A 26,254-nucleotide genomic window follows, 5' to 3' on the forward strand; every position below is an offset into this window, starting at 1 on the left:
GTTTTGGATCCATGGCCGGGTAGCGCCGCCCGCCATGACTGGCCCGCTACCCGTTGCTCCCGCGTGGTCGATCAGCCCCGCAGAGCGTTGACCAGTTCCTCCAGCCAAGGCTCGGCGTCCGTTTCAGGGGTCACGCTTTCACTGGCATCCAGGCGCAGCATCGGCAGGACTTCGCGAATGCCCAACTCACCGAACAATTCACGCATCAGCTCGCCACCGCCGCAAAAGGTATCGCCATAACTCGCATCGCCCAGGCCGATCACCGCCCCTGGCAGACCTCGCCAGGCGCTGGGCAGCTGGTCGCGAATCATCGAGTACAGGGGTTGCAGGTTGTCAGGCAACTCGCCCATGCCGGTGGTCGACGTCACCGCCAGCAAGGCTTCGGGACCAAAAGCCTGAAGATCGGCGAGGCTTGCACGGGGGTTGTGGAGGGTTTCGAAACCGGCTTTGTTCAAAATATTGGCGGCGTGGCGGGCAACCTCTTCAGCCGTGCCGTACACCGAGCCGGAAATGATGGCGACTTTCATCAATCTGATCCTGAAGCTGAATAAAAGATCGGGATATTAACAGCACGGTCTGGATTGTTCTTTTAGAATCCCACAGACAAACCAACAAGGAAGGGTTTCACCGATGATCAACGCCAAACTGCTGCAGATGGCCATCAACGCCTCCAACGACGGTATCGTGATTGCCGAAAAAGAAGGCGACCAAGACAAGATCCTGATTTATGTCAACCCGGCTTTCGAACGCCTGACTGGTTACACCAGCGAAGAAATCCTCTACCAGGATTGCCGCTTCCTGCAGTCGGGAGACCGCGATCAGGATGCCCTGCCAAAGATTCGAGATGCGCTGGACAGAGAAGGCTCCTGCCGGGAAATCCTGCGCAACTATCGCAAGGATGGCACCCCGTTCTGGAACGAACTGTCGCTTTCGACGGTGAAAAATCCGAATGACGGGCAGGTTTATTTCATCGGCGTGCAGAAAGACGTGACCATCCAGGTCAAGGCGCAGCAGCGAGTGATACAGCTTGAAGCGCAACTGGCCGAAGTTCAGGCCGAGCTTGCTGCGCTCAAAGCGACGAACGGCAGAAACAAAACCGCGAATTAATTGTCATTAACTACAATCACCAGTGCCTCTGTAACTAAATTTTTCGAGCCCACCATGCAACGCGACGCGCTCCTGACCCAGGATGAGCTGGATTTTATCCAGACCATGCAACACAACCCGCAACTGAATGTGCGGGATGCGACGTCGAGCCTGCTCGTCAATGGTGGGTCGCAGATCCGTGACCTGCTCACGCGCCTGGCCGCCCATGAGCAGGTCACCCTGCAAGCCAACTTCGAAAACCAGCAGATGACCTTCCCCCTGCACTTGGTGGAAGACGAGTTTCATGCCATGCATCTGCGCCTTGGCGTGCCCAGCATCTATGAGGGCGGGCCATCAATCCGGCCATGGCGGCTGGTGCTCGACGAACCGGTGGCGCTGGAAAATGCCAAGGGTCAACCCGGCACCCTGTGGGTGCACGAGGTATCGTTCAAAGGGGTTTTGCTGGAGATTCGCAACAAGACCAAGGCACCCAAGCATTTCGCGTTGTGGTTCAGCCCGTCAGGCTATGAGCGCATCGCACTGCGTGGCACGCTCGAAAAAGAAACCGAGCAGGGTTTCTTTGCCTACCAGTTAAGCCAGAACGACCTGGATGAAACCGAGCGCCTGCGCCAGTTCATCCTGCAACAGCATCGCTTGACCCACCCCACCCTGCACCTCTGATCCCTGCCCCGCTGAATCTCAGGTATCGAGGTTACCCGCCAGAAACTGGTTGAGGCGCTGACGCATCACCGTCCCCTCACTCCCAAGGCAACCGATCGATGACCCGGCCAGGCTTTCCTGTGCCAGGTCACTGGCATCACCGGCCAACAACAACGGACACTCCAGGCTCATCGCCAGCCGATTCAGGCGACGGGGCAAGTCGGGGGTGGGGACATGGTTGGAAAACAGCACCAGCGCCCGTGGCTTGATCCTCTCGCAGACCAGGGTCAGTTCGTCGAACGGCTGCCCGGTGGTCAGCACACGCACTCCCATTTGATCGTTGGCGAGAAACAGGGCAGCGATGAGCAGTTCAAGTTCGCGACACTGGCCTGCCAAGGCACTGACGATGACTCGCCTGGGGTGCTTGTCACGGTTCAGCAGCAGACGCTGCACCACTCGCGAGCGCAGGAAACCATCAAGGAACAACCACTCGCTGGCCCGGCCAAACGTGTCCTGGCGCTGCAGCAATTGCCGCCACAGCGGAAGAAGGATGTCCTGGTAAACAACCGGCTGGGAGTAGCTGGAAAATATCTGCCCGTAGACCTGATCCAGCCGGGCGTCGTCAAAAGCACTGACGGCGGCCGCAAGCTGTTGTTGCCACTGTGCGTAATCGGCCTGCACCAGATCGTCGGGGAGGATGTGGGCCAGTGCCTGCAGGGGCGCTGCCTTGGCCAGGATCTTGCCGATCTTGCTGACCGCTACACCGCGTTCGATCCAGCTAAGGATGCTTCGCACTCGATCGATGTCGGTCATCGAATACAAGCGATGTCCGCTTTCGGTGCGCGTGGGTACGATCAGGCCATAACGTCGCTCCCATGCGCGAAGCGTGACCGGGTTCACGCCGGTCAGGCGCGCCACCTCACGAATCGGAAAAAGCTCCTCCCGTTCCAAGGAGAGCGCCGGTGACACTTCCAGGTCAACGTCGGTCAAGACAGGCATTATCGGCCTACATCCATGTGTTATTCAGATCCCATTGTACCTCCGCTGCACCTTAATGATTCAAGACATAGATTGTTACCGGGCCACCGAGGTCGCAGGTACCATCAGGAATAATACTTGCTTGCCCCAACATGCAGCCCATTACCCCGGCGCTGCGCCCGGCCGGCGCGACCATTGCCCGGCGCACCCTACACTCAAAACCGCTAAAAAGTCGCAGCCTGCGATCTTCTCAGAGACATCGCACGCCCCGTCGCTGGTATAGTTTTGCTCTTACCGCGACCCGAGACGTTCATGACCTCTACCGCAGCCCCCATTCTCATCACCGGTGCAGGCCAGCGGGTCGGCCTGCATTGCGCGCAGCGATTGATCGAAGACGGCCAGCGGGTGATTTTCAGTTACCGCAGCGAACGTCCCGGCGTGCAAACCCTGCGAGACCTGGGGGCGATTGCGCTGTTCGCGGACTTCTCCAGCGAAGCCGGGATCCTCACCTTCATCAGTGAGCTGAAAAACCATACCGACAGCCTGCGCGCAATTGTCCATAACGCCTCCGAATGGCTGGCCGAAACCCCGGACACCGATGCCACGGCATTCACTCGCATGTTCACCGTGCACATGCTGGCGCCTTACCTGATCAACCTGCATTGCGCCGACCTGCTCGAACGCTCGAGCCCCGCCGACATCGTGCACATCAGCGATGACGTGACCCGCAAGGGCAGCAGCAAGCACATCGGCTACTGTGCCAGCAAAGCCGGGCTCGACAGCCTGACCCTGTCCTTCGCCGCCCGATACGCGCCCGGCATCAAGGTCAACGGGATCGCGCCCGCCCTGCTACTGTTCAATGCCGACGACGATGCAGCCTATCGCGCCAAGGCACTGGCCAAATCCGCACTGGGCATCGAACCTGGCAGTGAAGTGATCTACCAGAGCCTGCGTTACTTGCTCGACAACCCTTATGTCACCGGCACGACCCTGACCGTCAACGGCGGAAGGCACATCAAATAAGTGTCCCTGAGGATCTTCCATGACGCTTTCCCCGCCCCAGAATCGCTTGTCACAGAGTTACCGCGAAATCCTCATCGGTCTCGGGGAGAACCCTGATCGCGAAGGCCTGCTCGATACGCCGTTGCGCGCGGCCAAAGCCATGCAGTATTTGTGTCATGGTTACGAACAGAGCGTCGAACAGATCGTCAACGGTGCGCTGTTTGCGTCCGACAACGATGAAATGGTGATCGTCGACAACATCGAGCTGTATTCGCTCTGCGAACATCACATGCTGCCCTTCATCGGCAAGGCTCATGTGGCTTATATTCCAACGGGCAAGGTGCTGGGCCTGTCGAAAATTGCGCGGTTGGTGGACATGTTCGCCCGTCGCCTGCAGATCCAGGAAAACCTCACCCGGCAAATCGCCGACGCCGTGCAACAGGTGACCGGCGCGGCAGGTGTCGCGGTGGTCATCGAAGCACAGCACATGTGCATGATGATGCGCGGCGTCGAGAAACAGAATTCGACCATGAACACCTCGGTGATGCTCGGTGCCTTCCGCGAGTCGAGCAACACCCGCCAGGAGTTCCTGCAATTGATTGGACGGAGCAAGTAGCAATGCCACAACTTCAACCAGGCATGGCGCGCATCCGGGTCAAGGACCTGTGCCTGCGCACCTACATCGGCATCAACGAGGATGAGATCCTCAACAAGCAGGATGTGTTGATCAACCTGACCATCCTCTATGCGGCCCAGGAAGCGGTGCGCGACAACGATATCGATCACGCACTGAACTACCGCACCATCACCAAGGCGATCATCGCGCACGTAGAAGGCAATCGCTTCGCCCTGCTCGAACGCCTGACCCAGGAGCTGCTGGACCTGGTCATGGCCAATGAGTCGGTGCTGTACGCCGAAGTCGAGGTCGACAAGCCCCACGCCCTGCGATTCGCCGAGTCGGTGTCGATCACGCTTGCAGCGAGCCGCTAGCTTCAAGCCTGAAGCGGCAAGCTGTAAACTTCGACTCACCGCCATCCATCTTTCAGCTTGAAGCTTGCCGCTTGAAGCTGTCCCAGAGAAAATCCATGACCGATCAAGAACGCCTTGAGCTCGAAGCCGCCGCCTTCCGCCGGCTGGTGGCCCACCTGGACAGCCGCAAGGATGTGCAGAACATCGACCTGATGAACCTCTCGGGTTTCTGCCGCAACTGCCTGTCCAAGTGGTACAAGGCCGCGGCCGATGAACGCCAGATCGAGGTCAGCCTCGATGAAGCCCGCGAAGTCGTCTACGGCATGCCGTACGCCGAGTGGAAAGCCCAATTTCAGCAAGAAGCCAGCGCCGAGCAACAGGCGGCGTTCGCCAAAGGAAAACCTAATGAGTGATTTGAATACCCTGCGCGCCAGCCTCAACAGCGGCGAACACGCCTTCGCCGATACCCTGGCGTTCATTGCCGCCGGTTACGACTACCAGCCCCAGGCCTTCAACAATGGCGGTGTGGAAAACGCCGCCGGGCAGAACGAAGGTTCGTGCAAGACCCTGGGCATGGCATTGCTGGAAGGGCTGAGCGATGAGGAAGCGCTGCTGGCGTTCGGCGAACATTATCGTTCGGTGCTGGCGACGCCCGAGGGCAGCGATCACGGCAATATCCGTGCGTTGATGGTGCATGGCCTGGCCGGTGTGAAGTTCACACAGCAGCCCCTGACCCGCCGCTGATCCTTGCCGGCGAAGGCGTCCTGAAGGGTGATGCAAAATTCAGGGGCCCCTTCGCTGGCAAGCCAGCTCCTACAGGTTCTGCGTTTCAACACGTCCCGACTTTTAAGATTGACCCGCCCACTTTATTTCGTTTGCCCGCCACCACTGCCCGCGGCTTAGATAAAAAGAAGTCCTCCTTCTTCCGAGCCGGCCCCCATGCGCAGCGAAACCATCAGCCAGTCGATCAACATCGTTCACCCTGTCACCCTCAGCCACGGCAAAAACGCCGAGGTCTGGGACACCGATGGCAAGCGCTACATCGACTTTGTCGGCGGCATTGGCGTGCTGAACCTCGGCCATTGCCATCCGCGCATCGTCGATGCCATCCGCGAACAAGCCACCCGGCTGACTCATTACGCCTTCAACGCCGCCCCCCATACGCCCTACATCGACCTGATGGAGCGTCTCAGCGCCTTTATGCCGGTCGATTACCCGGTCAGCGGCATGCTCACCAACAGCGGCGCCGAAGCGGCGGAGAATGCGCTGAAGATCGTCCGTGGCGCTACCGGGCGCACGGCCGTGATTGCCTTTGATGGTGCTTTCCACGGGAGGACCCTGGCGACCCTCAACCTCAATGGCAAGGTCGCACCCTACAAACAGAAAGTCGGGGTGTTGCCCGGGCCGGTGTATCACCTGCCGTTCCCCAGCCGCGACAACGGCGTGACCTGTGTCGAGGCCCTGAAAGCCATGCAGCGCCTGTTCAGCGTCGAGATCGATGTTGCGGACGTGGCCTGCTTCATCGTCGAACCGGTGCAGGGCGAAGCGGGCTTCCTGGCCATGGATGTCGAGTTCGCCCAGGCTTTGCGCACGTTTTGCGATGAAAAAGGCATCGTCCTGATTGCCGATGAAATCCAGTCCGGCTTCGGTCGTACTGGCCAGCGTTTTGCGTTCTCGCGACTGGGCATCGAACCTGACCTGATCCTGCTGGGCAAGAGCATTGCCGGCGGCGTGCCGTTGGGGGCGGTGGTCGGGCGCAAGTCGCTGCTCGACAACTTGCCCAAGGGTGGGCTCGGCGGCACGTACTCCGGCAACCCGATCGCCTGCGCTGCTGCACTGGCGACGCTGGACGAAATGACTGACGCCAATCTGCAGGCCTGGGGCTCGCAGCAGGAAGAAGCGATCGTCAGTCGCTACCAATCCTGGCGCGATCGCAATCTGTCACCGTACCTGGGGCGCCTGACCGGCGTTGGCGCGATGCGCGGCATTGAGCTGGCCCTCGCCGACGGCACACCGGCTCCGGCGCAGTTGACGCAACTGCTGGCCCTGGCGCGAGACGCCGGTTTGCTGCTGATGCCCAGCGGTAAATCTCGGCACATCATCCGGTTGCTGGCGCCGTTGACCACGGAATCTGCGGTACTGGAGGAAGGCCTGGACATTCTCGAGGCGTGCCTGGCCAAACTGACCTGAACACCCCCCCTGAGGGATAGTCTTCAGGCATTGAATTGCACGTACAAAAAAACCGGCCGAAGCCGGTTTTTTTACAAGCGCAGAATCAGGCGTTCTGCAGATTGTCCAGGTAACGCTCGGCATCCAGTGCCGCCATGCAACCGGCGCCAGCGGAGGTGATGGCCTGACGGTAGACGTGGTCAGCCACGTCACCGGCAGCGAAGATGCCTTCCAGGTTGGTCGCAGTGGCATTGCCATCACGGCCGCCGTGCACCACCAGGTAACCGTCTTTGAGCGTCAACTGGCCTTCGAACAACGAAGTGTTCGGGGTGTGGCCGATGGCGATGAACACGCCGTCGACCTTGATCTCGTCGAAGCTGCCGTCGTTGTTCTTCAGACGAGCACCGGTCACGCCCATGTTGTCGCCCAGGACTTCGTCCAGGTTCGCATTCAGCTTCAGGATGATTTTGCCTTCAGCGACGCGGGCATTGAGTTTGTCGATCAGGATCTTCTCGGCGCGGAAGGTTTCGCGACGGTGGATCAGGGTCACGGTGCTGGCGATGTTCGCCAGGTACAGGGCCTCTTCAACAGCGGTGTTGCCACCACCCACCACGGCCACTGGCTTGTTGCGATAGAAGAAACCGTCACAGGTCGCGCACGCGGAAACGCCTTTGCCCATGAACGCTTCTTCCGATGGCAGGCCCAGGTAACGAGCGCTGGCGCCGGTGGCGATGATCAGGGCGTCACAGGTGTAGGTCGCGCTGTCGCCGGTCAGGGTGTACGGCTTGGCAGCGAAGTCCACGGCATTGATGTGATCGAACACGATTTCGGTTTCAAAGCGCTCGGCGTGCTCTTTCATGCGTTCCATCAGCACCGGGCCGGTCAGGCCATGGACGTCGCCCGGCCAGTTGTCGACTTCAGTGGTGGTGGTCAGTTGACCGCCGGCCTGCATGCCGGTGATCAAGAGTGGCTTGAGGTTGGCACGGGCGGCATAAACGGCGGCGCTATAACCGGCAGGGCCGGAACCGAGAATAATCACTCGCGAATGACGGACTTCAGACATGACCTGCTCCTGTTGACCGGCCCGCAATACCGGGCGCGGAACGCCGGATGACCGGCGGGAATAAAAAAGGACCATTGAAAGCACTTGGGGAAGGCTTGAACTCGACAGTCCTGTAAAAAGATTGGGTGCAGCGTATCGAGGGGGCGAAGATTAAGGAAATACGGTTTAACAATCCAGCTCATAGGTGGTCTCTATCCTGACTGAGTGATGATCGGGGCGCCTTTGTTACAGTTAATGTCGATGTCGATGTCGCGCTTTCGCCTGTCCGGCAAAGCCGGTAAGGTCGGCGCGTTTTCCTTTGCTCGGAGCACCCTATGCCCGCCCCTGTCCTGTCCGGCCCGCAATATCTGCGTGAAGGCCTGAAACTGGTACTCAGCCCCAGCCTGCGCCTTTTTGTATTACTTCCACTGGTGATCAATCTGGTGCTGTTCGTCGGATTGATCTATCTGGCCGGCCATCAGTTCAGCCTGTGGGTCGATACGCTGATGCCGTCCCTGCCCGACTGGCTGGGTTTTCTCAACTATGTGCTGTGGCCGCTGTTCGTGGTGCTGGTGGTGTTGATGGTGTTCTTCACCTTCACCATGCTCGCCAACGTCATCGCCGCCCCCTTCAACGGCTTCCTGGCGGAAAAGGTCGAAGTGGTGGTACGCGGCACCGACGATTTCCCGGCCTTCAACTGGGGCGAACTGATCGCCATGATCCCGCGGACCCTGGCCCGGGAAATGCGCAAGCTCGGTTATTTCCTGCCCCGGGCGCTCGGGCTCTTCATCCTTTCGTTCATCCCGGTGGTGAACATCGTTGCGGCGCCGCTGTGGCTGCTGTTCGGGGTGTGGATGATGGCGATCCAGTACATCGACTACCCGGCGGACAACCACAAGCTCGGCTGGAACGAGATGCTCGCCTGGCTGCGCCAGAAGCGCTGGCAGAGCATGAGTTTCGGCGGCATCGTCTACCTGATGCTGCTGATCCCGGTGGTCAACATCCTGATGATGCCGGCGGCCGTGGCTGGCGCGACTCTGTTCTGGGTGCGTGAGCGTGGGACGGAAAACCTGGTGACCCAGCGCTGAGTCGGTCACAAATCCATCATCCCACCGTCACAACGCCGACATGGCCTCAGCCTACACTGAGGTCATGACGACAGCTCTGCACATCACCCTGATCACCGAAACCTTTCCTCCGGAAATCAATGGCGTGGCCAACACCCTTGGGCGCCTGTGCGACGGTTTGCGCGCGCGCGGGCATCAAGTGGAACTGGTGCGGCCACGCCAGGGCTGCGATCAACCGGCGAGCAGCGACGATGCGTTGTTGCTCTGCCGAGGCTGGCCGCTGCCAGGCTATCCCGGGTTGCAATGGGGGCAGTCGTCGATGCACAAGCTGCTCAGGCGCTGGAAGCGCCATCGCCCCGATGTGCTGTACATCGCCACCGAAGGACCGCTCGGCCTGTCGGCATTGCGCGCAGCACGGCGCCTGGGCATTTCGGTGGTCAGCGGGTTTCACACCAACTTCCAGCAGTACTCCAGCCAGTACGGGTTCGGCTTGCTGTCTCGCCTGCTGACCCACTACTTGCGCTGGTTCCACAATCGCTCGAACCTGACGCTGGTGCCCAGCGTCAGCCAGCGCATGGAGCTGGAACGCCGGCATTTCGAGCGCCTGGCGTTGCTCTCCCGCGGGGTCGACAGCCAGTTGTTTCACCCAGCCAAACGCTTGAATGCGCTACGTGAGCAATGGGGGCTGGGTGAAAAAGACATCGCCGTTATCCATGTTGGGCGGTTGGCAGCGGAGAAAAACCTCGCTTTGCTCAAACGCTGCTTCAACACCCTCAAGGCCACTTATCCACAGCGCACCTTGAAGCTGATCGTGGTGGGCGATGGCCCGCAACGCCTGCTGATGGAAAGCGAGTTGCCCGAAGCGATTTTCTGCGGAGCGCAACGAGGTGAAGCCCTGGCCAGTCATTATGCGTCGGGGGATGTATTTGTGTTTCCGAGCCTGACCGAGACCTTCGGCAATGTAGTGCTTGAAGCGCTGGCCTCGGGACTGGGGGTGGTGGCGTACGACCAGGCGGCAGCGGCGCAGCATATCCGCCATGGCTACAACGGGGTGCTGGCGATGCCGGGGGATGAGGAGGCGTTCTGCGATGCTGCCGCGTGGTTGCTGGAAAGGCGCGAAAACCTGCGTTGTGTGCGGCTCAATGCACGCCAGCATGCCAGTCGCCAGGGTTGGGCGGCGATCATTGAACAGTTCGAGGGGCAGTTGCGGGGGGCTTGTGTTGGCGAGGTGGTGGTGCCGAATGCATCGGTAGTTCCTTGAACCTTTGCTGGCCTTGAGGCCGTCTTCGCGAGCAAGCCCGCTCCCACATTTGGAATGCGTTCCCCTGTGGGAGCGGGCTTGCTTGCGAAGAGGCCCTTCCGGACGCCGCTTAAACCAGTGTCATCAACGCCTCACGGCTGAACGGCAGGATGTCTTCCTCACGGCCGTCCCGCACTTTCTGCGCCCAATCCGGATCCACCAACAGCGCACGACCCACCGCCACCAGGTCGAACTCATCGTTGTTCAAGCGCTCCAGCAGTTTTTCCAGGCTGGCCGGCTGTGCCACCTTGTCGGTATTGACCATGAACTGCAGGAACTCGCCATCCAGGCCGACGCTGCCCACGGTGATGGTCGGCTTGCCGGTGAGCTTGCGCGTCCAGCCTGCCAGGTTCAGTTCGGAACCGTCGAATTCCGGCTCCCAGAAACGGCGTGTCGAACAGTGGAAAATATCCACGCCTGCATCGGAAAGTGGCTTGAGGAACTCGCCCAAGGCTTGTGAAGTTTGCACCAGGCGCGCGGTGTAGTCCTGTTGCTTCCACTGGGAGAAGCGGAAGATGATCGGGAAACCTTCGCCGACGGCGGCACGTACCGCCTGAATCAATTCGATGGCGAAACGCGAACGGTTGGCCAGGCTGCCGCCGTATTCGTCGGTGCGCTGGTTACTGCCTTCCCAGAAGAACTGGTCGATCAGGTAACCGTGGGCGCCGTGGATTTCCACGCCGTCCATGCCGATGCTCTGGGCATCCTTCGCCGCTTGGGCGAACGCGGCAATCACGTCCTGAATGTCTTGCTGGGTCATGCCGTGAACCACGACCTGGCCATCCTTCACTTTTTCCGATGGTCCGTACCCCGGCACGCTGGCGTCCGGCTCAGTACCGATACGGCGCACACTCCCGACATGCCACAGTTGCGGGACGATCTTGCCGCCTTCGGCGTGAACCGCATCGACGACTTTCTTCCAGCCAGCCAGCGCGGCTTCGCCATAAAAATGCGGGACGTTCGGGTAGCCGTTGGAAGCCTTGTGCCCGACCGTGGTGCCTTCGGTGATGATCAAGCCCACGCCAGCGGCGGCGCGACGACGGTAGTACTCGATCACTTTGGAATTGGGGACGCCACCCGGCGAGAACGAACGGGTCATCGGCGCCATGACCACGCGGGTTGGCAGTTCGAGGGTGCCGAGGTGGAACGGTTTGAACAGGGCTTTTACAGGCATGGGACGCTCCACGAAGGATGACTTTATGACGACGATAATATGGAGAGTGAAGCGCCTTTAACAGCATTATTGATTTTGGTGATTAAGAATCAGAAGTGCAGGAGCGAGCTTGCTCACGATGGTCGCCAACGATAACGCTGTCAGCCAGACACACCGCAGCGCTTCAGGCTCATCGCGAGCAAGCTCGCTCCTACAGGGGGTGGGAGAGGTCAGGCCAGGGCTTTTTCGATCGCCTGGACCACGCTCGGATCATCCGGCGCCGTACGTGGCGAGAACCGCGCCAGTACCCGACCGTCTTTACCCAACAGGAATTTTTCGAAGTTCCAGGTGATGTCGCCGGGAAACTCCGCGCCCTCGCCCGCCAGCAGCTTATACAGCTGATGACGCTCGTGACCATTGACTTCCAGCTTGCTGGACAACGGAAAGGTCACGCCATAGTTGAGGCTGCAGAAGTCTTTTATTTCCTGCTCGGTACCTGGCTCCTGCCCGGCAAACTGGTTGCACGGCAGGCCCAGCACGCTGAAACCCTTGCCTTTGTATTGCTGGTAGAGGTTTTCCAGCGCCGCGTACTGTGGCGTCAAGCCACATTTGGAGGCCACGTTGACCACCAGCACGACGTGCCCCTTGAAAGGTGCCAGAGGTAGCACCTGACCATCCAGGGCTGTCAGATTAAGTTCGTGAAAAGCACTCATGACGTACTCCAAATTCCCGTGTTCTTCTCGAAACAGCCACTTGGTGGTGTCGCCTGGAACAGCCGCAGACTAAAAAGGCGCCCTCGGGGCGCCTCTCCAGCTATCTGAGCTTAGCGCAGAAATCAGTGGTGATGGCCACCTTCGCCATGGACGTGGCCATGGGCGACTTCTTCCTGGCTGGCATCACGGATGCTGACGATCTTGACCTGGAAGTTCAGGCGCTGACCGGCCAACGGGTGGTTGCCGTCTACGGTGACGTCGTCGCCGTCCAGATCGCGGATGGTCACGATCTGCATCTGGCCGTCTGGAGCGGAAGCGTGGAACTGCATGCCCACTTCCAGCTCGTCAACGCCTTCGAACATGCTGCGGCTCAGGGTGCTGACCAGTTCGGCAGCGTACTCGCCGTAGGCATCTTCCGGTTCAACGGCCACGGTCAGCTCGTCGCCGACTGCTTTGCCTTCCAGGGCCTTTTCCAGGCCCGGAATGATGTTGCCTGCGCCTTGCAGGTAGACCAGCGGCGCGCCGCCGGCTGAGCTGTCGATGACCTCACCAGCGTCGTTGGTCAGGGTATAGTCGATGGAGACAGCCTTATTGGCGGCGATCAGCATGGGGCGAGACCTTTTGCATAAGAATATTGAAAGACCCAGTTTAGCGAAGCAATCGTCCGAAAGCGAACACAACCCGGACAGACGGGATTCGACGATTACAGGCTTCCATCAGGACGATGACGGCCACTGGGTGGTCGAGCTTTCCTGCGGCCACACCCAGCACCTGCGGCACCAGCCGCCCTGGCAATCGCGGGCCTGGGTTCTGGACCCGTTGCAGCGCCAGGAAAAAATAGGCCTGTCCTTTGATTGCGGTTGGTGCGCACAGGGCCCGGTTAGCGATAACCTTGACGACTGAATTGCGGCAGATCGTCAACTATAGATGATCGCCATTGCCATGCTCCTTTAGAGAATCCGCATGCAAACTTTTTTTATCGCGCCCACCGATTTTGGCGTGGGTCTGACCTCCATCAGCCTCGGGCTGGTGCGCACCCTTGAGCGTGCCGGTCTCAAAGTCGGCTTTTTCAAGCCGATTGCCCAGCCCCACCCGGGTGACACCGGCCCCGAGCGTTCCACCGAGCTGGTGGCGCGCACCCACGGCCTGAAGCCGCCTCAACCCTTGGGCCTGGCCCATGTCGAGCGCATGCTCGGCGACGGCCAGCTCGATGAGTTGCTCGAAGAAATCATCACCCTGTATCAGCAGGCCGCCATCGGCAAGGACGTGTTGATCGTCGAGGGCATGGTCCCGACCCGCAGCGCCAGCTATGCCGCGCGGGTCAACCTGCACCTGGCCAAGAGCCTCGACGCCGAGGTGATCCTGGTCTCGGCACCGGAAAACGAAGTGCTGACCGAACTGTCCGGTCGCGTCGAACTGCAGGCGCAATTGTTCGGCGGCCCCAAGGACCCGAAAGTCCTCGGCGTGATCCTCAACAAGGTCAAGACCGACGAGAGCATGGAGGCCTTCGCCGCCCGCCTGAACGAACACTCGCCACTGTTGCGCAGCGGCGACTTCCGTCTGCTCGGTTGTATCCCGTACCAGCCGGAGCTCAATGCACCGCGCACGCGAGACGTGGCGGACCTGATGGGCGCCCAGGTGCTCAACGCCGGCGACTACGAAACCCGGCGCATGACCAAAATCATCATTTGCGCGCGCACCATGCGCAACACCGTGGAACTGCTCAAGCCCGGCGTGTTGGTGGTGACCCCCGGCGATCGCGACGACATCATCCTCGCCGTCAGCCTCGCCGCCATGAATGGCGTGCCCCTGGCCGGCCTGTTGCTGACCAGCGACACCCTGCCCGACCCGCGCATCATGGACCTGTGTCGCGGCGCCCTGCAGGCGGGCTTGCCGGTGTTGTCGGTGAGCACCGGCTCCTACGACACCGCCAACCAGCTCAATGGCTTGAACAAGGAAATCCCGATCGACGACCGCGAGCGCGCGGAGATCATCACCGACTTCGTCGCCAGCCACCTGGACGCCAACTGGCTGCACCAGCGCTGTGGCACGCCGCGGGAAATGCGCCTGTCGCCGGCGGTGTTCCGTTACCAGTTGATCCAGCGTGCCCAGTCCGCCAACAAGCGCATCGTGTTGCCGGAAGGCAGCGAACCGCTGACCGTCCAGGCCGCCGCCATCTGCCAGGCCCGGGGTATCGCCCGTTGCGTGCTACTGGCCAAACCGGCAGACGTTGAAGCCGTGGCCCGCGCCCAAGGCATCGAGCTGCCGCCGGGGCTGGAAATCCTCGACCCGGACCTGATCCGCGAGCGTTACATCGAGCCGATGGTAGCCCTGCGCAAAAGCAAAAGCCTCAATGCCCCCATGGCCGAGCAGCAGCTCGAAGACACCGTGGTGATCGGCACCATGATGCTGGCGCTGGATGAAGTCGACGGTCTGGTGTCCGGGGTCATTCACTCCACCGCCAATACCATTCGCCCGGCCCTGCAACTGATCAAGACCGCGCCGGGCTGCACCTTGGTGTCCTCGGTATTCTTCATGCTGTTTCCCGAGGAAGTGCTGGTCTACGGCGACTGCGTGATGAACCCGCACCCGAGCGCCAGCGAACTGGCGGAGATTGCCCTGCAAAGCGCCGACTCGGCAGCGGCGTTCGGCATCACCCCGCGCGTGGCGATGATCAGCTATTCCAGCGGTGAGTCGGCCAGCGGCGAGGAAGTCGAGAAGGTCCGCGAAGCAACGTTGCTCGCCCATGAACAGCAACACTCGCTGCTGATCGACGGTCCGTTGCAATATGATGCCGCCGCCAACGAAACCGTGGCCCGGCAACTGGCACCGAACAGCCAGGTGGCCGGTCGCGCCACGGTGTTCGTATTCCCCGACCTGAACACCGGCAACACCACGCACAAAGCCGTGCAGCGCAGCGCCGACTGCGTCAGCCTCGGGCCGATGCTGCAAGGCCTGCGCAAGCCGGTGAACGATTTGCCGCGCGGCGCGCAGGTCGACGACATTGTCTACACCATCGCCCTGACCGCGATTCAAGCTGCCAACCGACCTATGGATGTGTAAATGCTGGATTTTCTACCCGCGTTTTTGCGCGGAGTGATCGCCGCCCTGTTGTTGGCGCTGAACACGATTTTGCTGTGCTCGTTTCTGTTCTGTGTGGCGCTGTTCAAGGTGTTGCCGTTCGCCCTCACTCAACGCATCGCACACTGGCTGATGAGCCATACCCACGAAGCCTGGATCAGCCTCAACAAAGGCTGGATGAACCTGGTCCGTCGCACCCGCTGGCACGTCAGCGGGCTGCAAGGCCTGGACTATCAGCACTCGTACCTGGTCACCAGCAACCACCAGAGCTGGGTCGACATCCTGGTGCTGCAATACGTGCTCAATCGGCGTATCCAGCCACTGAAGTTCTTTCTCAAGCAGGAGCTGATCTGGGTGCCGGTGATTGGACTGGCGTGGTGGGCGCTGGGTTTTCCGTTCATGAAGCGCTACTCCAAGGCCTATCTGCAAAAGCACCCGGAGAAGAAAGGCAAGGACCTGGAAACCACGCGCAAGACCTGCGCGAAGTTTCGCGACAACCCGGTGGGCATCTTCAATTTCGTCGAAGGCACGCGCTTCACCGCAGGCAAGCACGCCCAGCAGAAATCGCCGTTCAAGTACCTGCTCAAGCCCAAGGCGGGCGGCATTGCCTTTGTGCTGGATGCCATGGGGGAACAGTTGGAGTCGATCGTCAACGTGACCATCCACTACCCCGCCGGGCGTCCCGGTTTCTGGGATCTGTTGTGCGGGAACGTTGCGGACGTGGTGGTGCACTTTGAAGAGCTGAAGATTCCGCCGCAGTTCATTGGCAAGAACTACGACCAGGATGGCGAGTATCGCTTGCAGTTCCAGGGCTGGATCAACCAGTTGTGGGAAGACAAGGATGCGTTGTTGGGGCAGATGCACCGCGAATATCCAGCCAAGTAACCAGGTGTCTGTTATGGCCTCTTCGCTGGCAAGCCAGCTCCTACAATGATGGGCGGCCAGCGAAGGCGTCCGACCAGGCACAAAAAAACCCGCCGATGATCACTCATCGGCGGGTTTTTCATTTTTGGCTAAGGCTTAGATCGCGCCACGCTTGCGCAGCAGATCCAGCACTTGCTTCACGCCTTCTTCCAGCGACACGGACTGGGTGTCGATCACCAGATCGGCATCCAGCGGCACGTCGTACGGGAACGACTCGCCCGGGATGTTATCCCCGGCCGCCGCGTACAGGCCTTGCGGGTCACGCTCGGCGCAGACGGTCGGCGAGGCCTGGACGTAGACCGTCAGCAGACGTTCCTTGCCGATCAGCTCCCTCGCCTGCTCACGACCTTCGGCACTCGGCGCCACGAAGGCCGCCAGGGTCAGTAGACCGGCTTCGTTGAACTGACGCGCAACATGCGCGGCACGACGCCAGTTCTCCGTACGCCCGGCGCGATCCTGTGGCAGACCTTTGTTCAGGTCGTGACGCAGGTTCTGGCCATCGAGGACGAACACTGCGCGACCCAGGTCGAACAGCTTGCGCTCGACGGCATAAGCCAGGGTACTTTTGCCCGCGCCCGACAAACCGCTGAACAACACGGTGGCCGGTTGCTGGCCGAAACGCTGGGCGCGTTCTTCGGTGGCGACGTGGGCCAGTTTGCCGTGGTGCGTGCTGGTGCCATGAGCCACTGGCTGCGCGACGATCATGCCGGCGCCAACGGTGCCATTGGTCAGGCGGTCGATGATGATGAACGCGCCGGTGGTGCGGTTGCTGTCGTAGCCGTCGAGGGCAATCGGCGCGTCGAGCGCGATCTTGACCTTGCCGATTTCGTTCAGTTGCAACGCGCTGGCCGGGCCTTCTTCCAGAGTGTTCACGTCGACCTTGTTGACGATGCTGGCGATGGAGCCCGGCACGTAACTGGTGGCGCGCTTGAAGTCGTACTTCTTGCCCGGCAGCATCGGCTCTTCAGCCATCCACACCAGCATGGCTTCGAAGCTGTCGGTCACCGGCGGAACGTTGTCGGCATGTACCAACAGGTCGCCACGGGAGATATCGATTTCGTCTTCCATGGTCAGGGTTACGGCCTGGCCTGGACCTGCATGCTCCAGCTCACCTTCGAAGGTGACGATGGATTTCACACGGCTGCTCTTGCCCGACGGCAGCACGACCACTTCGTCGCCCTTCTTGACGATGCCGCTGGCGAGGGTGCCGGCGAAACCGCGGAAGTTCAGGTTCGGACGGTTGACGTACTGCACCGGGAAACGCAGGTCGGTAAAGTTACGGTCGCCCGCCACTTCCACGGTCTCGAGGATTTCCATCAGCGACTGGCCGGTGTACCACGGCGAGCGCTCGGATTTGTTCACCACGTTGTCGCCCTTCAAGGCGGACATCGGCACGAAGTGCATCGTGGTGGGCTTCATCTTCAAGCCTTCGGCGAACTGCAGGTAATCGGCCTTGATCGACTCGAACACGCCCTGGTCGAAGTCCTTGAGGTCCATCTTGTTGATGGCCACAACGATGTGCTTGATGCCCAGCAGCGAGGCGATGAAGCTGTGGCGACGGGTCTGGGTCTGCACGCCGTAACGGGCGTCGACCAGGATGATCGCCAGGTCACAGGTGGATGCACCGGTGGCCATGTTGCGGGTGTACTGCTCATGGCCGGGGGTATCGGCGATGATGAATTTGCGTTTTGCGGTGGAGAAATAGCGATACGCGACATCGATGGTGATGCCTTGCTCACGCTCGGCCTGCAGGCCATCGACCAGCAGCGCCAGGTCGATATCCTCACCGGTGGTGCCGACTTTTTTCGAGTCGCGGGTAATGGCTTCCAGGTGATCTTCGTAGATCATCTTGGAGTCGTGCAGCAGGCGCCCGATCAGGGTGCTCTTGCCGTCGTCGACGTTACCGCAGGTCAAAAAGCGCAGCAGCTCTTTACGTTCGTGCTGGCCCAGGTAAGCGAGGATGTCCTCGCTGATCAAATCAGATGCGTGCGACATGACAACCCCTTAGAAATAACCCTGACGTTTTTTGTCTTCCATGGAGCCAGCGCCATCGTGATCGATGACACGGCCCTGGCGCTCGGAAGTTCGCGTCAGGAGCATTTCCTGAATGATGTCCGTGAGGCTTTCGGCCTCGGACTCCACCGCGCCCGTCAACGGGTAGCAGCCAAGGGTACGGAAACGCACTTTCTTCTTGACGATGCGGGCTTTGTCTTCATCGCTCAGGTGTTCGAGGATGCGCTCGTCATCGATCATGATCAGGGTGCCGTTCTTCTCGATGACTTCACGCTCGGCGGCGAAGTACAGCGGGACGATCGGGATACCTTCAAGATAGATGTACTGCCAGATGTCCAGCTCGGTCCAGTTCGACAATGGGAATACGCGGATGGATTCACCCTTGTTGACCTTGCCGTTGTAGACGTTCCACAACTCTGGACGCTGGTTTTTCGGGTCCCAGCGGTGCTTGCTGTCGCGGAACGAGTACACGCGCTCTTTGGCACGGGATTTCTCTTCGTCGCGGCGGGCACCACCGAAGGCGGCGTCGAAACCATGCTTGTCCAGTGCCTGCTTCAGGCCCTCGGTCTTCATGATGTCGGTGTGCTTGGCACTGCCGTGGGTGAACGGGTTGATGTTCTGCGCCACGCCATCGGGGTTGACGTGGGTGATCAGGTCCAGGCCCAGCTCGGCAACCATCTTGTCGCGGAAGGCGTACATCTCCTGGAATTTCCAGCGAGTGTCGACGTGCATCACCGGGAACGGCAGCTTGCCGGGGAAGAATGCCTTGCGTGCCAGGTGCAGCATCACGGCGGAGTCTTTACCGATGGAGTACAGCATCACCGGGTTGTCGAACTCGGCGGCCACCTCGCGGATGATGTGGATGCTTTCCGCCTCCAGCTGTTTCAGATGCGTCAGTTTGTCGACCATGGCTACTCACGAAAACTTTCTTATGAACGGCCAGCGGGCCGTGTTCGAGCGAGGAATCCTAGCACAGCGACCTCTTCTAATCAGGACACCAACTAGATCGAAAGAGCATATGAATATGCCCGCCCGTTTGGCAACCGCTCCCACATTCAGATCGGGTTCGGGCAGTCGATGAAGATGTGTTCCAGGGCAAACCTGCGCGCAAGGTAGTCACCCAATGCCTGCACGCCATAGCGCTCGGTGGCATGGTGGCCGGCGGCAATGAAGCTGATGTCGTTCTCACGCGCGCTGTGGAAAGTTTGCTCGGACGCTTCGCCGCTGAGGTACAGATCGACACCGGCCAGCACCGCCTGATCGATGTAACCCTGGCCGCCACCGGTGCACCAGCCGACTCGGCGTATCATGTTGCTGCCTTCGATCAGCAAGGGTTCGCGGCCCATCACCTCGCGCACGCGGCGGGCAAAGTCCCGGGGTGTCGCGGGTTCGTTCAATGAACCGACCAGGCCGACGATCTTCAGGTTGTCGGGGTCCAGCGGCCCTTCGACGGTGATGTCCAGCTGCCGCGCCAACTGCACGTTGTTGCCAACGTCAGGGTGCAGGTCCAGCGGCAAGTGATAGGACAGCAGGCTGATATCGTGCTTGAGCAGCGTCTTCAGGCGGCGCTGCTTCATGCCGGTGATGCACGGATTCTCGCCTTTCCAGAAGTAGCCGTGATGCACCAGCACCAGGTCGGCATTGGCCTCCACCGCGGCATCGAGCAAGGCCTGGCTGGCGGTGACGCCACTGACGATGCGCATCACCTGCGGCCTGCCCTCGACCTGCAGGCCGTTGGGGCAGTAATCGGCAATTTTCGAACTGCCGAGGTAACGGTCGGCTTCTTCGACCAAGGTGCTCAGGGCGACGGCCATAAAAGACTCCTAAATATCCCGTTCAGAGGCAGGCGCAGCCTCGTATAATGCGCGTCATTATGAGCGGTCTCATACCGCCTGCAACTCTCTCAGGACGTGCTTAATGCTCAAGGCGCTGCGTTTTTCCGGCTGGCCGCTGTTGGCCGGCGTGCTTGTCGCTCTGTTAATCATCCAGCGTTACCCGCAGTGGGTCGGGCTTCCAAGCCTGGACGTCAACCTGCAACAAGCCCCGCAAACCACCAGCATGCAGCAAGGCCCGGTGTCCTATGCCGATGCGGTGACCACCGCCGCGCCGTCGGTGGTGAACCTGTACACCACCAAAGTCATCAACAAACCCAATCACCCGCTGTTCGAGGATCCGCAGTTTCGCCGCTTCTTCGGCGACAACTCGCCCAAGCAGAAACGCATGGAGTCCAGCCTCGGTTCCGGCGTGATCATGAGCCCGCAAGGTTACATCCTCACCAACAACCACGTCACCAGCGGTGCCGACCAGATCGTGGTGGCACTCAAGGATGGCCGTGAGACCCTGGCACGGGTGATCGGCAGCGATCCGGAAACCGACCTGGCGGTCCTCAAGATCGACCTGAAGAACCTGCCTTCGATCACCGTCGGCCGCTCCGACAACCTGCGCATCGGCGACGTGGCCCTGGCCATCGGCAACCCCTTCGGCGTCGGCCAGACCGTGACCATGGGCATCATCAGCGCCACCGGGCGCAATCAGCTGGGCCTGAACAACTACGAAGACTTCATCCAGACCGACGCCGCGATCAACCCGGGCAACTCCGGCGGTGCGCTGGTGGATGCCAACGGCAACCTGACCGGCATCAACACGGCGATTTTCTCCAAGTCCGGCGGCTCCCAGGGCATCGGCTTCGCGATTCCGGTGAAGCTGGCCATGGAAGTGATGAAGTCGATCATCGAACACGGCCAGGTCATTCGCGGCTGGCTCGGCATCGAAGTGCAGCCATTGTCCCAGGAGCTGGCGGAGTCGTTTGGCCTGTCGGGGCGTCCAGGCATCGTGGTCGCGGGGATTTTCCGTGACGGCCCGGCGCAAAAGGCCGGCCTGCAATTGGGCGATGTGATTCTCAGCATCGACGGCGAACCGGCGGGCGATGGCCGCCGCTCGATGAACCAGGTCGCGCGGATCAAACCGACTGACAAGGTTGCGATCCAGGTGATGCGTAATGGCAAGGAATTGAAGCTCACCGCGGAAATCGGTTTGCGCCCGCCGCCTGCGCCGGTGAAAGACAAAGAAGAAAACTAAGCAGCAATACAAAAAACTGTGGGAGCGAGCCTGCTCGCGAAGGCGGCGTGTCAGTCAGCGCATAGGTTAACTGACATACCGCTTTCGCGAGCAGGCTCGCTCCCACAGGTGTATCCGTGTTGGTTTAGAGGTCGCCGAGGCCGTCGATCAGGGCCTGGTTCTGCTCAGGCGTACCGATTGAGATCCGCAGGAACTGGGCAATCCGCTCCTGCTTGAAGTGCCGGACGATCACACCCTGCTCACGCAGTTTTGCCGCCAGGCCTGCTGCATCGTGCTTGGGGTGACGGGCGAAAATGAAGTTGGCCGCCGACGGCAGCACTTCAAAGCCCTTCGCCTCCAATTGCGCAACCACCTTCTCACGGTTCTCGATCACCAACCGGCAGGTCTTGTCGAAGTACTCGCGATCCTCGAACGCCGCCGCGGCCCCGACATTCGCCATCCGATCCAGCGGATAGGAGTTGAAGCTGTTCTTGATCCGCTCCAGCGCTTCGATCAGGTCCGGGTGCCCCACCGCCAGGCCAACCCGCAGGCCAGCCAACGAACGGGACTTGGACAGGGTTTGAGTCACCAGCAGGTTTGGATAACGATCCACCAGGCTGATTGCCGTCTCACCGCCGAAATCAATGTAAGCCTCATCCACCACGACCACTGAATCCGGGCTGGCCTTGAGGATTTGCTCGACGGCATCGAGTGCCAACAGGCAACCGGTCGGTGCGTTCGGGTTGGGGAAAATGATCCCGCCGTTGGGTTTGGCGTAGTCGGCCGGGTTGATCCGGAACTGCTCGTCCAGCGGCACCGCATTGAACTCGATGCCGTACAGCCCGCAGTAGACCGGGTAGAAGCTGTAGCTGATGTCCGGGAACAGCAGCGGCTGATCGTGCTGCAGCAAGCCGTGGAAAATGTGCGCCAGGACTTCGTCGGAACCGTTGCCGAGGAACACCTGGTTGCCCTGCACGCCGTAATACTGGGCCACGGCGTTCTTCAGCCGGTCGCTGTTCGGGTCCGGGTACAGGCGCAGGTTGTCGTTCAGTTCAGTCTGCATCGCGGCCAAGGCTTTGGGCGATGGACCGTACGGGTTTTCGTTGGTGTTGAGCTTCACCAGTTTGGCCAGTTTCGGCTGCTCGCCCGGCACGTACGGCACCAGGTTCTTGACGAACGGGCTCCAGAATTTACTCATCTCAGTTCCCCTGCTTGTCGTCAATGATGCGGTATTCGGCACTGCGGGCGTGGGCGGTCAGCGACTCACCACGGGCCAGCACGGAAGCGGTCTTGCCCAGCTCGGACGCGCCCTGCTCGGAGCAGAAGATGATCGACGAGCGTTTCTGGAAGTCGTAGACGCCCAGCGGCGACGAGAACCGCGCCGTGCCGGAAGTCGGCAACACGTGGTTCGGGCCTGCGCAGTAGTCGCCCAAGGCTTCGGAAGTGTGACGGCCCATGAAGATGGCACCGGCGTGGCGGATCTGTGGCAGCCAAGCCTGCGGATCGGCGACCGACAGTTCCAGGTGCTCCGGCGCGATGCGGTTGGCCACTTCGATGGCTTGTTCCATGTCGCGGACCTTGATCAGCGCACCACGGCCATTGATCGAGGTTTCGATGATCGCGGCACGCTCCATGGTCGGCATCAGCTTGGCGATACTCGCCGCAACCTGGTCGAGGAACTCGGCATCCGGGCTGACCAGGATCGCCTGGGCGTCCTCGTCGTGCTCGGCCTGGGAGAACAGGTCCATGGCGATCCAGTCCGGATCGGTCTTGCCGTCACACACCACGAGGATCTCGGACGGACCGGCGATCATGTCGATACCGACCTGGCCGAATACGTGACGCTTGGCCGTGGCAACGTAGATGTTGCCCGGGCCGACGACTTTATCGACCATCGGCACGCTTTCGGTACCGTAGGCCAACGCGGCCACTGCTTGGGCGCCACCGATGGTGAATACACGGTCGACACCGGCGATGCAGGCGGCGGCCAGCACCAGCTCGTTGATTTCGCCACGCGGCGTCGGCACCACCATGACCACTTCGGTCACGCCGGCAACCTTGGCCGGAATCGCGTTCATCAGCACGGACGACGGGTACGAAGCCTTACCGCCAGGCACGTAGAGCCCAGCGCGGTCCAGCGGCGTGACCTTCTGGCCCAGCACGGTGCCATCGGCTTCGGTGTAGCTCCAGGAGTCCTGCTTCTGCTTTTCGTGGTAGCTGCGCACCCGGGCGGCGGCGACTTCCAGGGCTTGGCGCTGCGGCACGGTAATGCGGGTAAGCGCCAGCTCCAGGCGTTCGCGCGGCAGGATCAGGTCGGCCATGGACTTCACGTCCAGGCCGTCGAACTGGCGGGTAAAGTCCACCAGCGCCGCATCGCCACGCTCGCGCACGGCCTTGATGATGTCCAGCACTCGCTGATTGACCGAGTCGTCAGACACACTTTCCCAGCTCAGCAGATGATCCAGATGATGCGCGAAATCCGGGTCAGCAGCGTTGAGTCGGCGAATTGCAGTCGGTGCGGTCATAGCGAGAGCCTCATAGGATTGGCAAAAAACTCAGGCGCCCTAACTTAGCAGTCGTTTCCGCTTGGGCACCTGAGAATTCTGGCTATGAGGCGGATAGACGGGCGCGACTCAAAGTCGCGCAGGTGAATCAGCCGCGGTGTCGAGACTCCACTGCCTTGCGCAGGGTGTCGATCAACGCCTGGATACGGGCGTGCTGCATTTTCATCGAAGCTTTGTTGACGATCAGACGGGAGCTGATGGCCGCGATGAAGTCCTGTGGCTCCAGGCCATTAGCCCGCAGCGTGTTACCGGTGTCGACCACGTCGATGATCTTGTCGGCCAGGCCGATCAGGGGCGCCAGCTCCATAGAGCCGTACAGCTTGATGATGTCGACCTGACGGCCTTGTTCGGCGTAGTAACGCTTGGCGACGTTGACGAACTTGGTGGCGATGCGCAGGCGGCCCTTGGGCTCGGCCGCGCCGACCTTGCCGGCCGTCATCAACTTGCACTGGGCAATCTGCAGGTCCAGCGGCTCGTACAAGCCCTGGCCGCCGTATTCCATCAACACGTCTTTACCCGCGACACCGAGGTCGGCGGCACCATGCTCGACATAGGTCGGCACGTCGGTGGCACGCACGATCAACAGGCGTACATCTTCCTGGGTCGTGGGAATGATCAGCTTGCGACTCTTGTCCGGATTCTCGGTCGGCACGATACCCGCTTCAGCCAGAAGCGGCAGGGTGTCGTCAAGGATGCGGCCCTTGGACAGTGCGATGGTCAACATGGGAAACGTCAGTCCTTATCAAGGTACTCATGCCCGGTCGCAAATGGCGCCGGACACACGTCGAGCCGGAACCCGGCTCGACTTGCAACAATTCAACGGGCACGTCCCTGCGCCCATGCAACAGAAACTAGCCCGGAACGCGGCGGATCTTGGCGCCCAGCATCTGCAGCTTCTCTTCGATGCACTCGTAACCACGGTCTATGTGGTAGATGCGGTCGATCAGGGTGTCGCCGTCGGCGATCAGCGCCGAGATCACCAGGCTGGCCGAAGCACGCAGGTCGGTGGCCATCACTGGCGCGCCCTTGAGCTTCTCGGTACCGGTAACAATGGCGGTGTTGCCTTCGACCTGGATCTTGGCGCCCATGCGGTGCAGTTCGTAAACGTGCATGAAGCGGTTTTCGAAGATCGTCTCGATCACGGCGCCCGTGCCTTCGGCAATGGCGTTGAGGGAGATGAACTGCGCCTGCATGTCGGTCGGGAAAGCCGGGTACGGAGCGGTGCGCACGTTGACGGCTTTAGGCCGCTTGCCGTGCATGTTCAGCTCGATCCAGTCTTCGCCGCAGGTGATTTCGGCACCGGCTTCACGGAGTTTTTCCAGAACGGCTTCGAGGATGGTCGGATCGGTGTCCTTGACCTTCACACGCCCGCCGGTCACGGCCGCAGCTACCAGGTAAGTACCGGTTTCGATACGGTCCGGCATTACCTTGTAGGTGGTGGTGTGCAGACGCTCGACGCCATCAATGGTGATGGTGTCGGTGCCAGCGCCGGAAACCTTGGCACCCATGGCATTCAGGAAGTTGGCCAGGTCGACGACTTCAGGTTCGCGCGCGGCGTTAGCCAGTACGCTGCGACCCTTGGCCAATGCGGCAGCCATCATGATGTTTTCGGTACCGGTCACGCTGACGGTGTCGAAGAAGAAGTGCGCGCCGCGCAGGCCGCCTTCCGGGGCCTTGGCCTTGATGTAACCGCCTTCGACGTCGATGATCGCGCCCATGGCTTCCAGGCCACGGATGTGCAGGTCAACCGGACGCGAACCGATGGCGCAACCGCCAGGCAGCGCGACTTCAGCTTCACCGAAGCGGGCAACCATCGGGCCCAGTACCAGGATCGACGCACGCATGGTCTTGACCAGTTCGTACGGAGCGATCAGGGTCTTGATGGTGCGCGGGTCGATCTCGACGGCCAGCTTCTCGTCGATCACCGGTTCGATGCCCATACGACCGAACAGCTCGATCATGGTGGTGATGTCGTGCAGGTGCGGCAGATTGGCCACAGTCACAGGACCGTCGCACAGCAGGGTAGCAGCGAGGATCGGCAGGGCCGAGTTCTTCGCCCCGGAGATACGGATTTCGCCATCGAGACGAGCACCGCCAGTAATAATCAATTTATCCATAAGAATCTCGACGCCCTTGGGCTCAGGTGCGCTCGGCCCAGGCCGCGCTGCTGAAAAATTTCATAGTGACCGCATGGATGCTGCCATCGGTGATCCATGGGTTCAAATGGGCATAGATCTGCTGCTGACGCTTCACCGGGCTCAAAGCCGCCAGTTCATCGCTAATCACGTTCAGCTGGAAATTGCAGCCTTCGCCCTCGACTTCTACCTTCGTTCCGGGCAGCTTTCCTTCAAGGAAGCTCTTCACTTCTACGGCCTGCATGATCAACCTCAATCGGCGCCCTGTGCGCGCGGGTCGGACATCATACAAAAAAGCCCCGCGCCTGCGAACCCCGGGAAGCAGGACTCTGACGGGGGGC

The 26,254-nt window shown here is 60.7% G+C and carries 28 protein-coding genes; 14 read left to right on the forward strand and 14 right to left on the reverse strand.

Annotated elements, in window-relative coordinates; all coding sequences use genetic code 11:
* Nucleotides 1–71: 71 nt before the first annotated feature.
* Nucleotides 72–527, reverse strand: coding sequence for a flavodoxin (locus tag NQL71_RS05845; protein WP_077182447.1), 456 nt, complete (start codon nt 525–527; stop codon nt 72–74).
* Between the two features lie 103 nt (nt 528–630).
* Between NQL71_RS05845 and NQL71_RS05850 the strand changes: the two genes are divergently transcribed.
* Both NQL71_RS05850 and NQL71_RS05855 read left to right on the forward strand, forming a co-directional pair.
* Nucleotides 631–1,107 (forward strand): PAS domain-containing protein, encoded by a 477-nt coding sequence (locus tag NQL71_RS05850; protein WP_046820519.1) that lies wholly within the window; start codon nt 631–633, stop codon nt 1,105–1,107.
* Between the two features lie 54 nt (nt 1,108–1,161).
* A complete protein-coding gene (locus NQL71_RS05855) occupies nt 1,162–1,767 on the forward strand; it encodes a hypothetical protein (RefSeq protein WP_046820520.1) in 606 nt (201 codons plus the stop codon).
* 18 nt (nt 1,768–1,785) lie between these two features.
* Here NQL71_RS05855 and NQL71_RS05860 read toward each other — a convergent pair whose 3' ends face one another.
* Nucleotides 1,786–2,745 carry a MerR family transcriptional regulator gene (locus NQL71_RS05860; RefSeq protein ID WP_274642384.1) on the reverse strand — a complete coding sequence of 320 codons (960 nt, stop codon included), beginning with the start codon at nt 2,743–2,745 and terminating at the stop codon, nt 1,786–1,788.
* A gap of 291 nt (nt 2,746–3,036) precedes the next feature.
* Between NQL71_RS05860 and folM the strand changes: the two genes are divergently transcribed.
* From folM to NQL71_RS05890, 6 genes are all read left to right on the forward strand, one after another.
* Nucleotides 3,037–3,747, forward strand: a complete 711-nt coding sequence (gene folM / locus NQL71_RS05865; protein ID WP_077182445.1) for a dihydromonapterin reductase — start codon at nt 3,037–3,039, stop codon at nt 3,745–3,747.
* Between the two features lie 19 nt (nt 3,748–3,766).
* Nucleotides 3,767–4,342, forward strand: a complete 576-nt coding sequence (gene folE / locus NQL71_RS05870; protein WP_046820523.1) for a GTP cyclohydrolase I FolE — start codon at nt 3,767–3,769, stop codon at nt 4,340–4,342.
* 2 nt (nt 4,343–4,344) lie between these two features.
* Nucleotides 4,345–4,716 (forward strand): dihydroneopterin triphosphate 2'-epimerase, encoded by a 372-nt coding sequence (gene folX, locus NQL71_RS05875; RefSeq protein WP_008054404.1) that lies wholly within the window; start codon nt 4,345–4,347, stop codon nt 4,714–4,716.
* Between the two features lie 95 nt (nt 4,717–4,811).
* Nucleotides 4,812–5,108 (forward strand): DUF1244 domain-containing protein, encoded by a 297-nt coding sequence (locus tag NQL71_RS05880; protein WP_046820524.1) that lies wholly within the window; start codon nt 4,812–4,814, stop codon nt 5,106–5,108.
* Nucleotides 5,101–5,439, forward strand: coding sequence for a HopJ type III effector protein (locus tag NQL71_RS05885; protein ID WP_046820525.1), 339 nt, complete (start codon nt 5,101–5,103; stop codon nt 5,437–5,439). Before NQL71_RS05880 ends, NQL71_RS05885 begins: the two co-directional genes overlap by 8 nt.
* Nucleotides 5,440–5,634: 195 nt before the next feature.
* Nucleotides 5,635–6,885 (forward strand): 2-aminoadipate transaminase, encoded by a 1,251-nt coding sequence (locus NQL71_RS05890; protein WP_274642385.1) that lies wholly within the window; start codon nt 5,635–5,637, stop codon nt 6,883–6,885.
* Nucleotides 6,886–6,970: 85 nt separating this feature from the next.
* Here NQL71_RS05890 and trxB read toward each other — a convergent pair whose 3' ends face one another.
* A complete protein-coding gene (trxB, locus tag NQL71_RS05895; RefSeq protein WP_046820527.1) occupies nt 6,971–7,927 on the reverse strand; it encodes a thioredoxin-disulfide reductase in 957 nt (318 codons plus the stop codon).
* A 314-nt stretch (nt 7,928–8,241) separates the two neighbouring features.
* Here trxB and cysZ point away from each other — a divergent pair, with 314 nt between their 5' ends.
* Together cysZ and NQL71_RS05905 are read left to right on the forward strand one after the other, a co-directional pair.
* On the forward strand, nt 8,242–8,994 hold the full coding sequence (gene cysZ, locus NQL71_RS05900; protein WP_274642386.1) for a sulfate transporter CysZ: 753 nt from the start codon (nt 8,242–8,244) through the stop codon (nt 8,992–8,994).
* A gap of 40 nt (nt 8,995–9,034) precedes the next feature.
* On the forward strand, nt 9,035–10,234 hold the full coding sequence (locus NQL71_RS05905) for a glycosyltransferase family 4 protein (protein WP_046820529.1): 1,200 nt from the start codon (nt 9,035–9,037) through the stop codon (nt 10,232–10,234).
* Between the two features lie 109 nt (nt 10,235–10,343).
* Here the strand turns inward: NQL71_RS05905 and NQL71_RS05910 are convergent, their stop codons facing one another.
* The 3 genes from NQL71_RS05910 to NQL71_RS05920 form a co-directional block, all read right to left on the reverse strand.
* Nucleotides 10,344–11,447, reverse strand: a complete 1,104-nt coding sequence (locus NQL71_RS05910) for an NADH:flavin oxidoreductase (protein WP_046820530.1) — start codon at nt 11,445–11,447, stop codon at nt 10,344–10,346.
* 209 nt (nt 11,448–11,656) lie between these two features.
* Nucleotides 11,657–12,139 (reverse strand): glutathione peroxidase, encoded by a 483-nt coding sequence (locus tag NQL71_RS05915; RefSeq protein ID WP_046820531.1) that lies wholly within the window; start codon nt 12,137–12,139, stop codon nt 11,657–11,659.
* Nucleotides 12,140–12,261: 122 nt separating this feature from the next.
* Complete coding sequence (locus NQL71_RS05920) at nt 12,262–12,747, reverse strand: FKBP-type peptidyl-prolyl cis-trans isomerase (RefSeq protein ID WP_046820532.1); 486 nt, start codon at nt 12,745–12,747, stop codon at nt 12,262–12,264.
* Between NQL71_RS05920 and NQL71_RS05925 the strand changes: the two genes are divergently transcribed.
* Genes NQL71_RS05925 through yihG form a run of 3 tightly spaced genes read left to right on the forward strand, consistent with a single transcriptional unit; the run spans nt 12,716 to nt 16,105 of the window.
* Entirely contained in the window at nt 12,716–13,042 is a 327-nt protein-coding gene (locus NQL71_RS05925; RefSeq protein WP_046820533.1) for a DUF3565 domain-containing protein, read from the forward strand. The genes NQL71_RS05920 and NQL71_RS05925 overlap by 32 nt on opposite strands.
* Nucleotides 13,043–13,102: 60 nt before the next feature.
* Nucleotides 13,103–15,202, forward strand: coding sequence for a phosphate acetyltransferase (gene pta, locus NQL71_RS05930; protein WP_046820534.1), 2,100 nt, complete (start codon nt 13,103–13,105; stop codon nt 15,200–15,202).
* Nucleotides 15,203–16,105, forward strand: a complete 903-nt coding sequence (yihG, locus tag NQL71_RS05935; RefSeq protein ID WP_077182442.1) for a 1-acylglycerol-3-phosphate O-acyltransferase, YihG family — start codon at nt 15,203–15,205, stop codon at nt 16,103–16,105. It begins immediately after the preceding gene.
* Nucleotides 16,106–16,240: 135 nt separating this feature from the next.
* Here yihG and cysN read toward each other — a convergent pair whose 3' ends face one another.
* The 3 genes from cysN to NQL71_RS05950 form a co-directional block, all read right to left on the reverse strand.
* Nucleotides 16,241–18,139, reverse strand: coding sequence for a sulfate adenylyltransferase subunit CysN (gene cysN, locus NQL71_RS05940; protein WP_046820536.1), 1,899 nt, complete (start codon nt 18,137–18,139; stop codon nt 16,241–16,243).
* Between the two features lie 9 nt (nt 18,140–18,148).
* Nucleotides 18,149–19,066: a sulfate adenylyltransferase subunit CysD gene (cysD, locus tag NQL71_RS05945; protein WP_007970286.1), complete on the reverse strand. Its 918-nt coding sequence runs from the start codon at nt 19,064–19,066 to the stop codon at nt 18,149–18,151.
* A gap of 146 nt (nt 19,067–19,212) precedes the next feature.
* The gene (locus NQL71_RS05950) at nt 19,213–19,971 is read right to left on the reverse strand and encodes a Nif3-like dinuclear metal center hexameric protein (RefSeq protein ID WP_046820537.1); all 759 of its coding nucleotides are present in this window, start codon (nt 19,969–19,971) and stop codon (nt 19,213–19,215) included.
* 103 nt (nt 19,972–20,074) lie between these two features.
* On the opposite strand from NQL71_RS05950, the gene algW reads away from it, so the two are divergent.
* Entirely contained in the window at nt 20,075–21,235 is a 1,161-nt protein-coding gene (algW, locus tag NQL71_RS05955; protein WP_046820538.1) for a Do family serine endopeptidase AlgW, read from the forward strand.
* Between the two features lie 124 nt (nt 21,236–21,359).
* Here the strand turns inward: algW and hisC are convergent, their stop codons facing one another.
* The 5 genes from hisC to NQL71_RS05980 form a co-directional block, all read right to left on the reverse strand.
* A complete protein-coding gene (gene hisC / locus NQL71_RS05960) occupies nt 21,360–22,412 on the reverse strand; it encodes a histidinol-phosphate transaminase (protein ID WP_274642387.1) in 1,053 nt (350 codons plus the stop codon).
* Nucleotide 22,413: 1 nt separating this feature from the next.
* Entirely contained in the window at nt 22,414–23,739 is a 1,326-nt protein-coding gene (gene hisD / locus NQL71_RS05965) for a histidinol dehydrogenase (RefSeq protein ID WP_077182441.1), read from the reverse strand.
* Nucleotides 23,740–23,866: 127 nt separating this feature from the next.
* Nucleotides 23,867–24,502 (reverse strand): ATP phosphoribosyltransferase, encoded by a 636-nt coding sequence (gene hisG / locus NQL71_RS05970; RefSeq protein ID WP_046820541.1) that lies wholly within the window; start codon nt 24,500–24,502, stop codon nt 23,867–23,869.
* Nucleotides 24,503–24,629: 127 nt separating this feature from the next.
* A complete protein-coding gene (gene murA / locus NQL71_RS05975) occupies nt 24,630–25,895 on the reverse strand; it encodes a UDP-N-acetylglucosamine 1-carboxyvinyltransferase (protein ID WP_046820542.1) in 1,266 nt (421 codons plus the stop codon).
* Between the two features lie 22 nt (nt 25,896–25,917).
* Complete coding sequence (locus NQL71_RS05980; protein ID WP_008054378.1) at nt 25,918–26,157, reverse strand: BolA family protein; 240 nt, start codon at nt 26,155–26,157, stop codon at nt 25,918–25,920.
* Between the last annotated feature and the right edge of the window lie 97 nt (nt 26,158–26,254).

This window comes from Pseudomonas serbica (assembly GCF_028823535.1).
Taxonomy (GTDB): domain Bacteria; phylum Pseudomonadota; class Gammaproteobacteria; order Pseudomonadales; family Pseudomonadaceae; genus Aquipseudomonas; species Aquipseudomonas serbica.